Here is a 13726-nt window from a genome sequence, read left to right on the forward strand (position 1 = left end):
GGACTCCCTGGAGGAGGTTGTCGAGCTGGGCTTTGCCTTCGTTGAGCAGGAGGTCGCGCAGGCATGCGCAGTCGCCCATCGTGCCGCCGTCGGTGAAGCAGATGAAGATGCCGGCCGCCTGGAGGCCGCAGGCGGCGAGGGCGATCTCGTGGCCGAACGGGAGCGGTACGCGGCTGGCGAGTTCCCGGGCGAAGACCTACTCGATGCGGGGGCGGCCCAGCGCGGCCAGCAGGGCGCCGACGAGGCTGCCGACCACGCCGTACAGGGACTTCTTGCCGTCCAGCAGGGCGCGGGCGAAGGCGGCGAGCGCGTCGCAGCCCTTGCCGCGGTGCCGCTCGACGAGGGCGTTCCAGGTCTCCGGGTCCACGTACCGGACGGCTTGCGCGGCGATGACGCCACCACCGTCCCCGGGGCGACGTACAAGGACATCGCCGCTGGCCTGGGCATCAACAGGGCGCCCCTGCGCGAGTGGGTGCTGCGGGACCGCGACCGCCGCGGCATCGCGCCCACCGAGGCCCGGCGCCCTCCAGCCCCTCCACCTGAACGGCGGTCGTGGCCGGCACCGCGCTCGTCTCGGATACCGTGGCCCTTCACGGGGTGCCATAACGGATGTGGCAGCCCCCTACGGAGGTAACCAGCGTATGAGTTCCAAGCGCAGCCAGAATCCAGCCCTGCCCGTCCTCGACGACGCGTACCGGCTCGCGTCGGTCAAGGACACCGAAGAGTCCACCCGCGACTTGGCCGCACGGCTGGCCACCACCGAGCTGCGCCGCGCCTCCCACCCCGGCCGGGTCACCTGGGACGCCGTCGATCAGGCCGATCCCGTACCGGCCCCGCCGACCGTGGTCGACGCTGACGGGGACCTGTGGCTGCGCGACCGGGGCACCGGCACCTGGACCATGCCCGAATTCGACCCGAAGACGTTCCCGGCCCGCTGCGGCGAAGTCCTGACGTGGAACGAGCTCGCTCGTGAGTACGGGCCGCTGACCGCACTGGCCAACGACTGCCACATCGGCGGCGGCCGCCGCCGCTGACCGCTCCGCCCTCCGGGTTGACCGCACCCGGAAGGACACCGATGCGGACCTGACAGCGGACCCTCCTCCCGACCGGGATCCGAGGTGCCGCGCGAGCCGGCGGCCGAACCAACGACCGCCGCAGGACCCATGACCGGTGGCGCCCCGAGAGCAGACCCACGGCAGCGGCTCCACCGGGGAGCACACCTGCTCCCCGGTGGAGCCGCTGACCAGCCGCCGGCAGTTGTTTCCCCGGCGCGGGCTGCCGACCCTGTACCGGGGCTCTGGTCGCCCTTCTGCCCCGGGCCGGTGAGTTTCGCGGGCGAAGCCCGGTGAGTTCGCCCGGCTCGGCACGGCCTGTCCCGCCTCTTCGCCGGTTTCTCACCCATCACCCCGGGAGGCGACCGTTTCACCGCGGAGCAGGCGCGAACCTGCCACGGGCGCGGAAGCCCGGGCGTGCGCTCCTCTGCGGCGAGCAGGCCGATGGCACGGCCGTCGTGGTCGATGACCGGCCGTGCGTCGATGCCGCGCGAGCGCATCGCGGCGGCCGCGGGGGCTACGGGCATGGAGGCGGTGGCGGTCGATGCCGACCGCGCCGAGTCAGGGAAGTTCGTCACCGGGTCCGACCCGTCGACCTTTCCGGTCAGAGTACTGGCTTGACCCTGTCGGGCGTCTCGGTCGCTGCGCGTCGGTCGACGATCCGTCAAGGATGTGGGCGCGGAAGGCCCTGCTGGTCGAGGTGCTCCGGGGAGGCAGTCGGTCGCAGTGGAGGTGCACTTCGCCGGGAAACTGCCGGCTGAGGTGTTCGACGTTGACAGCAGTGGTGGTCAGCACGTGCTGCAGGCGAGCCTCGTCCTGCCCGTGGTGGCGGCATGCGGGTCGGCGTCGCCACCCACCGGCGGTCATCCCCTCCCCGCCCCGCGCACACCGCTGCCCCTTGCGCCGGAACCGCCTCCCCGGGAACGCGGGCGGGGTGCTCGTCGGACGGGTGGACCGGCAGCTCGGTCCCTCACCGACGCACCCGGTACGGCGCGCTCCCGCCCACCGGTTCTGCCCCGTCCGCCCGGGGGGAAGGGGCGGGGCCGTGGCGGACGGCGGCCCGGAGTAGGCTGGTCGGCACCGAGGGCATTCCGTGGACCGGCGCCGAACACCGGCCCCGTCTCCGGCGAACGACTGATCCCGGACCCGGCGCGGCCGGGCCCGAAGACGGGTCCTCCGCCATGAATGCGATCCCCGATCGCACCGCCCCCGGGCGCCCCCTGCGGCTCCTGCTCGCCCCCGAGCGGCGGAAGCCGGGTCGGCTGGACGGCGCCTGGTGGCCCAGGTCGAACGATCTACTGCGCGAACTCCCTTTACTGGCATCCGAGTTGGATGCGCGGTGGGGTCGGGTCACCCGGATCACCGTGCACCCCGCGCAGTGGCCGGTGATCCCCCGGCGGGTCCCGGTCGCGGGCCACGTCGTTCACGCGGGCTGGTACGCGGCCGAGCAGGACAAGCACACGGTCATGCTCTGCTCGTACGGTCGGCGGATGTACCTGATGGTCGTTCCCCCGCAGACGGACGCGGCCGAGGCGGGCGTTTTCATGGCGGAGGCGTCCGATCCGCGGAACACCGGCACCGCGAGCGAGTTGCTCGCGCGGGGCCGGCCGACCGGCGGTCTCGGCACGGGGACGTGCCGCGTACTGGCCGCCGGCCCGGTAGGCGCGGCGACCTGCCCGGGGTGCTGCTCCGGCGTGGGCACGGGGCGGTCGACCGGGGTGCAGGGCTCACCCGTCCGTCCGGCCGTCCGGCGCGGCGAGCAGGAACGCGGCCCGGTCCGCCGTGAGGACGCCGAGGGGGTAGCCGTCCTCGTCGACCACGGGCCAGACGGTCAGGCGCCTGACCCGCATGGCGACGGCGGCGAGGGGGAGTCCCAGGGTCGGCCAGGCGAACGGGCCGCGCTGGTGGGCAGTAGCGCCGACCGTGGTCCGACCGCTGTGCTCGGTGTGCCGGGTACGGGCCGGGGCGGAGTGCAGCCCGGCCCGGGTGACGACGCCCTCACAACGGCCGTCGTGGTCCCGGACCAGCAGGTAGTCGACGCTGCAGCCCTGCAGGACGTCGTTCGCCCGGTCGACGGTGCTCTCGTCGGCGATCTGGTGCGCCCACGGCTCCATCGCGTCGGCGACGGTGAGTCCGCGGCGGTGCCGCAGTAGGAGGTCGGGGTGTTCGGTGGCGGTCACGGGGCTCACCGCTTCCTGTCCGCCGGCCCGCGCGCGTGCGGCTGCCGGGCTTTCGTTCACCCAGAACGAGGCCGGAACGGGTACCGGGATGCGGGATGCCCTGGACGCTTTCGAGGCTACTCCCGTCCCTACCCGTCCGGAGCGGGACCGGAGGGCCGAGGTCGGCACCCCGGCCCGGAGACGGTGCGGAGCACCGTTGGGACCACGGTCGAGGACATCCCGCACACCGGCATCCGCGTCGACGTCGCCCTGGGCCGTGAGCGGTCCCCACCGGGGACCTGGCGGGTGGCCGGCCGTGATGCCGATCCCCCTCCCCGTTCCTTCCTCCCCCGGCCCGTGGTCGGTGCCCGGTGCTCCGCTGCTGCCGCGCCTGACACTGGAGCCGACCATGTCCCGGGAGTGCGTCTTCGACGGCGCCTGATGGCCCGGCACCACCCACGTCCTCGCCGAACTCCCGGACTTGGTCGTCGCGTTGGACGCCCACCTGGGCCGGATCGTCCGGGTGGGCCTGGACACCCGGGCCTGGGACGGCGTGCCGCGCTCCGTCGTGGTCGGCGGCGCGGCGGTCAAGATCAACTGGTTCGACGGCAGCGACGCCACGATCAGCGTGACCCGGGGCTTCCAGGACCACTTCCTGCTCCTGGTGGTGCCCCCGGGCACCCCGCCCGCGACCGCCGCGGCCGCGATGGCCGGGGCTTCCGCGACGGGCAGCCACGCACCGGCGGCCGAACTCCTGCTCGGCTGAAGCGGACCGGCGCCGGACGACCGGTTCGGGCCATTCAGCGCCACTCGATCAGGAACAGCGTGGCGTCGTCGCTGGTGCGCCCGCACCGGCGGGCCTTCAGCGCGTGCGAGAGGGCGCGCACCGTGGCCCGCACACCGGAGCCGCCGCCCTCGATGCGGTCGACCCAGTCGATCAGCTGCTCCTCGCCGAACTGCTCACCGCTCGCCCCCCGTTCCTCGACCAGGCCGTCGGTGAAGCACAGCACCCGGTCCCCGTGCCGGAGGCTCCGCTCGCTGACCACCGGCTGCCCCCCGCCGAACCCGACCGGCAGGGTGGTGGCGCTCTCCAACTGTCCGACGACCGCGCCGCCCCGGATCAGCAGCGGTTTCGGATGACCCGCGTTGACCCACTGGAGGTGGCCGGTGGCGGTGTCCAGCCGCATCATCTGCGCGGTGACGAAGTGGTCGGGGCCGAACTGCTCGGCGACGGCCCGGTCCATGAAGGCGTAGCTCTCGGCGAGTCCGACGCCTGCACGGCGGGCGTGCCGGTAGGCGCCGACGGCGACCGTCGCCATGGTGGCCGCGTCCAGGCCGTGGCCCATCGCGTCCAGGGTGGCGACGTGCAGCACGTCGTCGTTGAGCGCGTAGTCGAAGCTGTCGCCGGCCACCTGGTAGGCGGGCTCCAGGATGCCCGCCACCGCGACCCGGGGCGCGGACATCGACAGCGGCGGCAGCAGCGACCACTGGATCTCGGCGGCCACGCTCATCGGCTCCAGCCGCCGAGCCCGGAGGAGCAGGTCGGTGTAGCCGTTCGTGGTGATCAGCAGGTCCGCCACCAGGGCCGCCAGCCGCCGCAGCACCGACCGGTCGCCGTCGCCGACGGCGTCCATGGTGAGGGCCAGCACCCCCGCCTCGTTCCCGCCGTCCAGCAGCGGCAGGTGCACCCGCACCCCGTCGTCCTGCGGCACCTCCACCGCGGCGCCCCGCAGGAACGCCTCACCCGCCGCGGAGCCCGGGATCGGTACGGGCGGACCCCCGGCCAGGCCCCCGCCGGGCAGCGGGACCAGCACCGACTGACCGTAGTCCTGCAGCAGCAGCACCGGCTCCCGGCCGCCCAGCCCGGCCACCGCCTCCACCACCAACGGGGCGACCAGCGGCAGCGCGGACTCCCGCGCCCGGTCGAGCAGGACGTCCAACGGGCGGCTCCCGGGGCACGCGGCCCGTCCCGCCGCCTCCGCAGGCCGCCGCTCCCCGTCGTCGCTCACCGCCATGGCCGCCTCCCGGACCGCCCCGGCCCGACGGGCCGGTCCTTCCCATTACGCCCGAGATCGCCCCGGGCCGCGTCCGGGCGCGGCCCGGGCACGACCGGCGGGCACCCCGTCAAGGGCCCGTGGCACCGGGTTCCCGCGCGGCGGGGAGGTCGGGCGGGTGCGTGGCGGGGCCGGACCGCGGTCGCCGACCGTGCCGCGGACGGCACCCGGGCGTTCGCGTGCGAGGTGGCGCGCTCCTCCACCAGGGCCCCGCAGGCGCCGGGCGGCACATCGGGCGGCACACCGGCCGTCGGACGCGAAGCCGTCACCAGCAGGCATGTCCACCGAAGACTCGGGCAGGGCGACCGGGGGGCGCCTCACCACCGACCGGTACCGGCCTACGCGTCCGGTACCGGTCCGGCCCCGGCGTTGGCTGTCTGCTCAACCGGTTCCGGCACCCCCTCACGCCTGTCCGCCTCACGGCCCGGCAAACGGACCCGCGAACGCACAACCGCACCGGAGCGTCCAGTCCTCACGGCCACCGCGGCCGACCGGCCCCGTGGACCGCCGCGGGAAGCCCGGACGGAACCGACACCGCCGACGGCGCGGGCGCCGTGCCGCGCTGGCACAGCTCCCGGACCGACCAGTGCCGGCCGACCGCCGCCACCCGGCCGCCCCGACCGGCTGCCGGCGGTCTACTCCCGGGCGCGGTCGGGCTCCTTGGCAGGGCCTCGCGCTGCCGGGCGAACTCGTCGCGGTACCCGTCGGCCGCCACCGCGGCGTCACGGGCGCCGACCAGCAGGGAGGCGAGACCGAACACGGCGACCGCTCCGACCACGACGCCCCGGAGCAACGGCACCCCGGTCGAGCCGGTCACGTGATGGCCGAACACCGAGAAGGTCCCGGTGAGTTCGTGCGCGCTGCCGGTGCCGCCGAGGACCCCCGCCACCGCGATGGCGGCCGCGGCGGCCAGGAGGGATCGGAGAAGGATGGTCATGACGCGCTCCCGACGGGCCTACGTCGCATGCCTGCAGTCAGCGCGCGGACTACACTGACGTCGACACCGTGCGGCTACGAACTTCACGTCACCGGTGCTCACGTCCGGCACGACGAGGAAGTGTCGACATGGCCGTCACTCCGACCCGCGCATCCGACCGGGACGCCGGATCGCCCCCGCGGAGCGGCTCGATCCGGCGCGCACGCCGACCTGCACGCCGGGGATCGTCGACCGCGACGGCGCCGAGAAGCCGTCCGTGCGGCGCCCGGCACGCGCCCCGGCCGCTCCCCTCGCCCCGCGCCCCTCGCCCCTCGGAGACATCCCGGCCCTCCCCGCCGGGGCGGGCCCCACCGGCGCCATCGCCCTGCACGTCCACCGTTCCCCGATTGGGCTCCTGCACGGCCACGTCCTCAACGAACCGCAGGAACTCGCCTCCTACGACGGGGCCGCCGAACTCGAACACGGCCTCGATGTCCTCCGCTCCGGCCCACTCCCGGAGCACCCCGACCCGCCGCGCCGGGGACGCCACCGGAAGGAGCAGCACCGACTCCGCCCCGCGGAGCACCGCACCACCCGGGGGGAACAGGAACGAAGGTCATCATGATCATTCTCGGAGTCATCCTCCTCGTCATCGGCTTCCTCGCCGGCATCCCGGTCCTGTGGACCATCGGCATCATCCTCGCCGTCGTCGGCCTCGGCCTGGTGATCGCGGGTGCGCTCGGCCACGAGGTCGCCGGACGCCGCCACTTCTGGTGACGCGGCGGCGACCCGCCTGCACCGGCGGGGCCCACCGCGCGAACACGCGTACCGCCCCGGCCCGCCGGGGACCGGAGCGGTCGACGGTCCCGGGCTCTCAGGCCGAGCCGTCCGCAGCGGGGCCGCCCGCCGGCTGCCCGGGCCGCCGGCCAGGCAGCGGCCCTGTTCCGGGCGGTGTCCGCCTGCCGGTCGGCCGCACCGGCGCCGCCGGGAGGTGCGACGGACGACGGCAGGAACCCGGAACCGGGCTCCTACCGCGTCCCGCCGCCGACGGCGTCCGCGGCGAGCAACTCGCTGGCGGTCCTGGTGTTCGCCGGGTCGGCGGCCTCGGCCATCAGCCGGACGGCGCCGGCGCTGTCCGTCCGCGGCGAAACGACCAGCAACTCCAGTCGGCGCGGGGCGTACGAGCACACCATGATCATGTGCTCGTCCTGCTCGGTGGTGTACCAGCCCGCGTGGACGGTGTGCCCGGTGACCGGGACGCGCCGGGGGATGACGGGCCACTGCGCGGGGTTGACGGTGATCCGGGTGACCCGGCCCCACCGCGCGTCGAGCTCGGCGGCCAGGGAGGGGAGTTCGAGGAGGAGGTCGCGCGAACGGGGCCACCAGGCTCCGTCCAGACGGCCGGGCCGGAACCCGTGGGGGGCCAGGGAGAGCCGCAGTGCGGATTCCAGGGCGGAGGGCGCCGGTGCGGCACGGTCGAACATCGTGGTCATGGCTGAAGACCTGTCTCCGGGACCGGCCCGCGGGCCCGGGCCCGGCATCGCCGTTCGCCGGAGACGACGCCAGTATCCGGTGCCGGCATGCGAAGTGCCTTCGGTGATGCCCAGCCTACTCTCCGTCCTCCCCGGCACGGCCGCCGCCTTCCCCGCACCCGTCGGCGGTGCGGCGGACGGGGCCGGGGCAGCGCGGGAACGTGCCCCTTCAGCCCTGTCGCCGGCACCGGACGCGGAGCGGGCTGGTAGCAGGAACGCAGAGCGGTCCCACGTCCCCAGGTCGCCCTGCTCGCGGCGGCGCGTTCCCAGACCTGGCCGTACAGGAGCACCCGGGACCCTCAACCGACCTGGCCGCACACCGACTGCTCCGTACCCATGTACTCGGCGGCGTCATCAAGGAGTACAGATACGTAGCTTGACCAGCAGCGATGAGTTTCTGAATGGTACAGGGCGGCGACAGACCAGCGCCGGGCCGCGGCAGCCGGGCCCCGGTCAGCAGGACGACGCCGACGGTGACCACCACGGCGAACGCAGCGACCCCGATCAGCGGGTCGGGGAAGCCGAACGCGGACGCCTGGGCGGCGCGCATCACTGAGCCGTGACTGAGGATCGGGTTGATGTTGCAGCTGGGCACGCAACGGGGGCTCTCCAACAGCCGGATCTTCTCCAGCGTCAACGTGTTCGAGGCGGGCGGAGCAGGGAGTGAGAGCACTGACGGTCGACCTCGACGACACGACCAGCTTCCCGAGCCGGACCCGTGCGGCCTCCGCCTATCCGGAACAGCTCATCGTCCGGCGACCCGCCTCGAACGGCGACGCGCGCCACGCGGTCCTGCTGGCCATGTCGGAACTCGTCACCAGCGCCGTGCGCCCGCCCCGGCCCCTCACCACCCGCTCGGGCTCGACCGGGGCCCGGGCCGGGAGGGGGTGGGCGTGCCCGGGCAGGGGTGCTTCGGGAAGTGTCAGGGGGTGCGGTCGAGGAGATCGCGGGTGCCTGCGCGGTCGAGGGCGGCCTGGAGGGCGCGGATGCCGCCGAGGTAGTCGGTGGGGACGGTGATGACGAGTCCGACCAGGGGGAAGGTCTCCTCGGTGCGGGACGCGGCGGGGTGCTGGTCGATGACGTGCTGGACGCCGGTGGCCATCGCGCGCGTGCGGCCCGTCCTCTCACACCGTGCGGCCGCCGCTCTCGACGGCCGCGCCGACCCCGGCCCCTTCGGCAACACCACCGACCCCACCGGCTACGTCTTCCACCGCCACGGCCGCCCCCTGCACCCCAAGAACGTCCTCGACCACTTCCACCTGCTCTGCGACAAAGCCGGCGTCCCCCGCACCGCCCTGCACGACCTGCGCCACCTCGCGATGAGCTTCGGCCCCGCCGCCAGCGTCCCGCTGCCGATCATGTCCAAAACCCTGCGCCACCGGACCCTGTCCACCAGCGCCAACATCTACGCCCACCTCACCCCCCGCGCCGCCCGCACCGGCACCGACGGCATCGCCTGGACCCTCGACAACACCGACCACGAAGAACTCGGCACCCCCGTCTGCCGCACCCACCGCTTCGCACGCCAACACCCCCGCCCCCACCGGCCACGCCCCGCCAACCGCACCCCGCGCCTCGACGACCCCACCGAGAACTGGCCCATGCGGTCCGGCCACCACCACGCGACCACCACCTGACACGGCAACAGAAAGAGCCGGCACCTGGTTTCCCAAGTACCGGCTCCCACAACCGACTTCACAGTCGGGACGACAGGATTTGAACCTGCGACCCCTTGACCCCCAGTCGCCCGGCGATGGCCATCGCTGCACGTCAGACGGTAGACAGCCCGCGCTGTCCGTTCATGAAATCGCACCCCGAAGCGCGCAGTGCACAACAGGTGCTCCCCAGAGCAACACCGTGCAGATACTTCAGCCGCCCGCCTTTTCTCGTCCGGACCCAGCCGGAAACAACCAACAGCTGGTCATGCACGAGCGCACTCGAAAATCTGTCGACGGTGATCGGTCAAGTCTGACTGGGAGCACACGGCAGGAGGACGATACGACGTCCAGAGAGCCAGGAGGGAGAAACGTGGACGGCACGGAAACCCCTATGGAGCGCATGCGTTCGCTCGATCATCTGAGCCCATTGGAAGCGGCAAAGGCATGGGGTGTCCCGAAGCAGGGATGGAAGAACGCGGCAGAACAGATCCGGCAGATTCGAGCGGGGGCGGACCGGTCTCTGGCTCGTGACAGGCCGCGTTGTCCTGAACCGGTTTCGTCCTTCTACGGCTTCCCGTGCAAGGTTCCGGTCGAGTCCGGGATGGAGGTCTGCTACCAACACCGGCGGGTGAAGGCCAAGCCGGGCGCGGACGTGACGTCCTACGCATTGGCCGCGCTGCAGGCTCATGCGATTTGGGAAGAGCTCCGGGAGAAAATCTGGAGTCTGGACAAGCGTGCACTGCAGTCCGAGCGTCTACGACTCTTCCGTGCGCTCGAAGCCAGAGCTCCGATGACCGAAGAGGACTATCGGTTGGCCTCTCTGCTTCTACCTTCCGAGGATCCAGCGACACAGGACCGGCGTGCCTTGGGCTTGCCCGGGCCCAACGACGGGATCGGGGACGGGGCCCGTCTTCGCGGACCGGGTGTGCTCCTCGCTGCGGCAGAGGCTGCCGCTCTCGGTCTGCCCGCCGCACCACCCGCACCAGGGAACAGCGCCAGGACCAAGCCGAGCAGCACCAGACCCGACACCAGTGGCCCGCTGCTGCACTCCATCGCCGAGGCCGCCAAGCGCCTGGGCGTGGGAGTCGCCTGGCTCCGCGCCGAGTCGGCTGCCGGCCGCGTGCCCCACCGGGTGATCGGCAGTCACCGCATGTTCAGTGACGACGATCTGTCTCAGATCATCGCAGACGCCTACCGTCCCAGCACTGGAGGCAGACGAGGCAGGCGGTGATGAGAGCAGGCGCCCTCCAGTAATCGGCTTAACTACCGTCGCCGTCTCGCGAAGGGTCTTGTCCTGGGGTCATGACGTTCATTGCCATGGCCACGTGGGGCGACGGGCGGAGGAGAGTGCTGCTCGTTGCGAGCTGGGACGACCGAGCAACACGATGGTTCTCGTAGGAACCATGGGGAGATCCACCGATGAGCTCCATACCGCTTTCGAAGCCGATCCAGGTGTGCGCAGATTCGGGTTGTTTACAGCCCAGTGCCTACCGCACGCGTTCGCCTGACGCCTGGTGCGACAGCCACATCACGGAGATCCTCCGGGTCGGCGGTCTGGAGCCTTTGGAGCCGTTCACGAAGCCAACCACCTGGCGGCTTACCCGGTGCCTGGTATGTGGCTGCGAGGCCCATAGCCACATCACGGAGATCCTCCGGGTCGGCGGTCTGGAGCCTTTGGAGCCGTTCACGAAGCCAACCACCTGGCGGCTTACCCGGTGCCTGGTATGTGGCTGCGAGGCCCATTACCGGTTCGAGTACACGCTCTCCAACAACGCGGCGGGCGTGACCACCTGTAGGGCCTGCTACTGGCGGGAATGGGCTCAGGAGTCCCGTGAACTCCTGAAGTTCCACCCTGGGGTTGGACACTTGGAGACTGGGACATGTGAGCCCGGAGGAAGCAGTCACAGGTGGGAACGAACAGCAACATGAGTAAGCGGTACACGGCGGAGTTCAAGCGGGACGCGATCGCGCTCGTGCGCTCGTCTCCGCACCGCAACGTCACTGAGATCGCCCGGGAGCTGGGGGTCAGTCCGGAGGGGCTGCGGGGCTGGGTCAAGCAGGACCGCACCGACCGGGGCGAGGGCCCGCCCGGCGAGCTGACCAGCCCCGAGCGCGAGGAGCTCGCCCGCCTTCGCCAGCAAAACCTCGAGCAGCAGAAGACGATCGATATCCTGCGCAAGGCGGCCGCCTACTTCGCGGCCGAGACGAATCGGTGATCCGCTTCCGTTTCGTTGAGGACCACCACGGCGCCTTCGGCGTCAAGCGGATCTGCCGAGCGCTGGGCATCGCCCGCTCCTCCTTCTACGCCTGGCGGGCCGGCGAGCAGGACCGCCGCGCCCGCGAGCGGGCCGAGGACCTCCTCGCCGCGGAGATCTCGGTGATCCACCTGGCCTCCCGAGGCGCCTACGGCGTCCCGCGCGTTCATGCGGAACTCCGTCGCCAGGGTCGGGCTGTGAACCGGAAGAAGGTGGAGCGGATCATGCGTGAGCGCGGCATCGCCGGCGTCACCCGCCGCCGGCGCCGCGGTCTGACCCGCCAGGCCCGCAGGCCGGTTTTCGCCCCGGACCTGGTCGGGCGCGACTTCAGCGCACCGCGCCCGGGGATGCGGCTGGTCGGCGACATGACCTTCCTGCCGACCAAGGAGGGCTGGCTCTACCTGGCCACCGTGATCGACCTGGCCACCCGCAAGGTGGTCGGCTACGCGATGGCCGACCACCACCGCGCCGAACTGCCGGTGGCCGCGCTGCGAATGGCGGCCGGCCGAGGCGTCTTGGAGAGCGGCTGCATCTTCCACTCGGATCGCGGCAGCTAATATACGTCGAGTGAATTCCGTTCCCAGACAAGCAAGTTGAACCTGCGGCAGTCGATGGGGAGAGTCGGCTCCTGTTACGATAACGCCATTTCCGAGAGCTTCTTCGCTGTCTTGAAGGAGGAGATCGGCACCCGAGTTTGGCCCGACCGCACCACTGCCCGATCGGAAGTCTTCGCCTTCGTCGAGGTCTTCTACAACCGCAGGCGCCTACGCAAGCACCCCGAATGGGGCTACCTCACGCCACTCGAGATCCGCCAGCGGCACCGGCAAGGTCACACCCTCGCGGCGTAGACGGACAGTGTCCAACCGCAGGGTGGAACTTCACTCCAGGGTCAGCACGCGGACCTGGCCCCGGTTCCAGCCGAGCGGGTCCGTGAGCATGCGGAAGACAACGGCTACGACTACTTGGCTGCGCTGACCGCGCCCTCGTACGCGGAGGATCCGCACCACATGCGCTGCCGGTACTGCGGGCGGCTGAGCGCGGAGCGACTGGGGGACATCGCGTTCGGCTGCCGCTGCGGGGCCAATCCGAGCCGGGCCAAGCAGACTTCCCACGCTCCTGGCGAGAAGCGGCGGGAGTTGCTCAAGAACTCGGGACTGCCGGTCCTCGGCTGGTGGCACCACGAGGCCAACGGCACCGCACAGTGGGAGACCGCCACCGTCACCGCCGTGCGGGAGGTCGCCTGGCGTTGCCCCGACTGCGGCCTGCGCTTCACGGCACGGGTCAGCCACATGCTCCACGCCCGGCAGTGCCCTGCGTGCGAACCGCGGCACCGCGCCGAGCGGGACGCCACACTCGAACGCCTGCGGATCACCCCGGTTGCCGAACTTCCCGAACTCCTGGAGGCATGGGCCGATGACGAGGATCCCCGCACCGTGTTCGTGGCCGGCGACGGCGGGTTGCGCCGCTTCCGCTGCCCGCGCGGCCATCACCCGTGGGTGTCTCCGCTCCGCTACCTGCACTCGGGCTGCCCCTCCTGCCGGAGCCTGAAGACTTCCGCGGACCGGCAGGAGGCCGAAGCCGCCTCCGGGGTCCCGTTCCGGCTGAGCCCGGAGATCGCCGCCCAGTGGCACCCGACCCTCAACGGCCGTCTCAGTCTGGCCAAGATCTCCCACGGATCACGCAGAACCGTGTGGTGGCAGGACCCCGGTTGCGGCCATGCGTGGCAGGACACACCGGCGGAACGCCAGAAGGGACAGCGACTGCGCTGCCCGGTGTGCCATACGATCCTCGACTCCCTCGCCTTCCATTTCCCCCGTCCGGCCGCCGAATGGTCACCTGTCAACCAGGTCTCCCCCTGGCACGTCCGCCCGACCGCACAGACCTTGTTCGTCCCGGCCTGGGTCTGCTCCAGCGACCCTGAACACACATGGCAGGCGCCCCTGGCCTCCCGTTCGAACGGCAGCGGTTGCCCCGAATGCCGGGAACGTGGCAAGTCGCAGGTGAAACTGGCGCATCACGCGGCCGCGCAGCACGTCTTCGGCACCGCTACGTCCGGACTGACGGTCCGGCACAAAGCCTTCGCCCCGCGCAGCTACTGAA

General features: G+C 72.1%; 16 protein-coding genes and 2 pseudogenes. 11 read left to right on the top strand and 7 right to left on the bottom strand.

Going from position 1 to position 13726, the window contains the following annotated elements; all coding sequences use genetic code 11:
- Window positions 1–196: 196 nt before the first annotated feature.
- Entirely contained in the window at window positions 197–367 is a 171-nt protein-coding gene (locus EDD39_RS39945; protein ID WP_162870267.1) for a hypothetical protein, read from the bottom strand.
- A gap of 274 nt (window positions 368–641) precedes the next feature.
- Here EDD39_RS39945 and EDD39_RS31395 point away from each other — a divergent pair, with 274 nt between their 5' ends.
- Window positions 642–1034, top strand: coding sequence for a hypothetical protein (locus tag EDD39_RS31395; protein ID WP_123562544.1), 393 nt, complete (start codon window positions 642–644; stop codon window positions 1032–1034).
- Window positions 1035–2233: 1199 nt separating this feature from the next.
- Window positions 2234–2596, top strand: a pseudogene (locus EDD39_RS41580) (DUF5994 family protein); the annotation flags it as partial.
- A gap of 183 nt (window positions 2597–2779) precedes the next feature.
- Here EDD39_RS41580 and EDD39_RS31410 read toward each other — a convergent pair.
- Window positions 2780–3232 (bottom strand): CBS domain-containing protein, encoded by a 453-nt coding sequence (locus EDD39_RS31410; RefSeq protein WP_123562550.1) that lies wholly within the window; start codon window positions 3230–3232, stop codon window positions 2780–2782.
- Window positions 3233–3530: 298 nt separating this feature from the next.
- On the opposite strand from EDD39_RS31410, the gene EDD39_RS42335 reads away from it, so the two are divergent.
- Together EDD39_RS42335 and EDD39_RS31415 are read left to right on the top strand one after the other, a co-directional pair.
- The gene (locus EDD39_RS42335; RefSeq protein ID WP_279638457.1) at window positions 3531–3653 is read left to right on the top strand and encodes a hypothetical protein; all 123 of its coding nucleotides are present in this window, start codon (window positions 3531–3533) and stop codon (window positions 3651–3653) included.
- Between the two features lie 12 nt (window positions 3654–3665).
- Window positions 3666–3977: pseudogene (locus EDD39_RS31415) on the top strand (DUF5994 family protein); the annotation flags it as partial.
- Window positions 3978–4011: 34 nt separating this feature from the next.
- Here EDD39_RS31415 and EDD39_RS31420 read toward each other — a convergent pair.
- Both EDD39_RS31420 and EDD39_RS31425 read right to left on the bottom strand, forming a co-directional pair.
- Window positions 4012–5226, bottom strand: a complete 1215-nt coding sequence (locus EDD39_RS31420; RefSeq protein ID WP_123562553.1) for a PP2C family protein-serine/threonine phosphatase — start codon at window positions 5224–5226, stop codon at window positions 4012–4014.
- Between the two features lie 511 nt (window positions 5227–5737).
- On the bottom strand, window positions 5738–6202 hold the full coding sequence (locus EDD39_RS31425; RefSeq protein ID WP_123562555.1) for a hypothetical protein: 465 nt from the start codon (window positions 6200–6202) through the stop codon (window positions 5738–5740).
- A gap of 600 nt (window positions 6203–6802) precedes the next feature.
- Between EDD39_RS31425 and EDD39_RS39950 the strand changes: the two genes are divergently transcribed.
- On the top strand, window positions 6803–6958 hold the full coding sequence (locus EDD39_RS39950) for a DUF6131 family protein (protein WP_162870268.1): 156 nt from the start codon (window positions 6803–6805) through the stop codon (window positions 6956–6958).
- Between the two features lie 251 nt (window positions 6959–7209).
- Here EDD39_RS39950 and EDD39_RS31435 read toward each other — a convergent pair whose 3' ends face one another.
- From EDD39_RS31435 to EDD39_RS31445, 3 genes are all read right to left on the bottom strand, one after another.
- Window positions 7210–7674 (bottom strand): DUF5994 family protein, encoded by a 465-nt coding sequence (locus tag EDD39_RS31435; RefSeq protein ID WP_123562557.1) that lies wholly within the window; start codon window positions 7672–7674, stop codon window positions 7210–7212.
- A gap of 208 nt (window positions 7675–7882) precedes the next feature.
- The gene (locus tag EDD39_RS41585; protein WP_341869351.1) at window positions 7883–8386 is read right to left on the bottom strand and encodes a vitamin K epoxide reductase family protein; all 504 of its coding nucleotides are present in this window, start codon (window positions 8384–8386) and stop codon (window positions 7883–7885) included.
- 249 nt (window positions 8387–8635) lie between these two features.
- Window positions 8636–8815, bottom strand: a complete 180-nt coding sequence (locus EDD39_RS31445; protein ID WP_123562559.1) for a hypothetical protein — start codon at window positions 8813–8815, stop codon at window positions 8636–8638.
- Between EDD39_RS31445 and EDD39_RS31450 the strand changes: the two genes are divergently transcribed.
- The 6 genes from EDD39_RS31450 to EDD39_RS31475 all read left to right on the top strand — a co-directional run bounded on the left by EDD39_RS31450 (window position 8808) and on the right by EDD39_RS31475 (window position 13725).
- Window positions 8808–9350, top strand: coding sequence for a site-specific integrase (locus tag EDD39_RS31450; protein WP_123562561.1), 543 nt, complete (start codon window positions 8808–8810; stop codon window positions 9348–9350). The genes EDD39_RS31445 and EDD39_RS31450 overlap by 8 nt on opposite strands.
- Window positions 9351–9741: 391 nt before the next feature.
- The gene (locus EDD39_RS39090) at window positions 9742–10602 is read left to right on the top strand and encodes a hypothetical protein (RefSeq protein ID WP_148089566.1); all 861 of its coding nucleotides are present in this window, start codon (window positions 9742–9744) and stop codon (window positions 10600–10602) included.
- Between the two features lie 676 nt (window positions 10603–11278).
- Window positions 11279–11587 carry a transposase gene (locus EDD39_RS31460; protein WP_148089567.1) on the top strand — a complete coding sequence of 103 codons (309 nt, stop codon included), beginning with the start codon at window positions 11279–11281 and terminating at the stop codon, window positions 11585–11587.
- Window positions 11584–12183 (top strand): IS3 family transposase, encoded by a 600-nt coding sequence (locus EDD39_RS31465; protein ID WP_123562565.1) that lies wholly within the window; start codon window positions 11584–11586, stop codon window positions 12181–12183. Before EDD39_RS31460 ends, EDD39_RS31465 begins: the two co-directional genes overlap by 4 nt.
- 36 nt (window positions 12184–12219) lie before the next feature.
- Complete coding sequence (locus EDD39_RS31470; RefSeq protein WP_148089568.1) at window positions 12220–12474, top strand: integrase core domain-containing protein; 255 nt, start codon at window positions 12220–12222, stop codon at window positions 12472–12474.
- A gap of 114 nt (window positions 12475–12588) precedes the next feature.
- Entirely contained in the window at window positions 12589–13725 is a 1137-nt protein-coding gene (locus EDD39_RS31475) for a zinc-ribbon domain-containing protein (RefSeq protein ID WP_162870269.1), read from the top strand.
- The last annotated feature ends 1 nt before the right edge of the window (window position 13726 follow it).

Source organism: Kitasatospora cineracea, assembly GCF_003751605.1.
Lineage (GTDB): Bacteria > Actinomycetota > Actinomycetes > Streptomycetales > Streptomycetaceae > Kitasatospora > Kitasatospora cineracea.

What these genes read in the sequence shown, in the direction of transcription:
- EDD39_RS42335 (WP_279638457.1), top strand. Translation starts at nt 3,531, where the DNA reads ATGCCGATCCCCCTCCCCGTTCCTTCCTCCCCCGGCCCGTGGTCGGTG.
- EDD39_RS31435 (WP_123562557.1), bottom strand. Translation starts at nt 7,674, where the DNA reads ATGACCACGATGTTCGACCGTGCCGCACCGGCGCCCTCCGCCCTGGAA.
- EDD39_RS31395 (WP_123562544.1), top strand. Translation starts at nt 642, where the DNA reads ATGAGTTCCAAGCGCAGCCAGAATCCAGCCCTGCCCGTCCTCGACGAC.
- EDD39_RS31445 (WP_123562559.1), bottom strand. Translation starts at nt 8,815, where the DNA reads ATGGCCACCGGCGTCCAGCACGTCATCGACCAGCACCCCGCCGCGTCC.
- EDD39_RS31425 (WP_123562555.1), bottom strand. Translation starts at nt 6,202, where the DNA reads ATGACCATCCTTCTCCGATCCCTCCTGGCCGCCGCGGCCGCCATCGCG.
- EDD39_RS39950 (WP_162870268.1), top strand. Translation starts at nt 6,803, where the DNA reads ATGATCATTCTCGGAGTCATCCTCCTCGTCATCGGCTTCCTCGCCGGC.
- EDD39_RS31420 (WP_123562553.1), bottom strand. Translation starts at nt 5,226, where the DNA reads ATGGCGGTGAGCGACGACGGGGAGCGGCGGCCTGCGGAGGCGGCGGGA.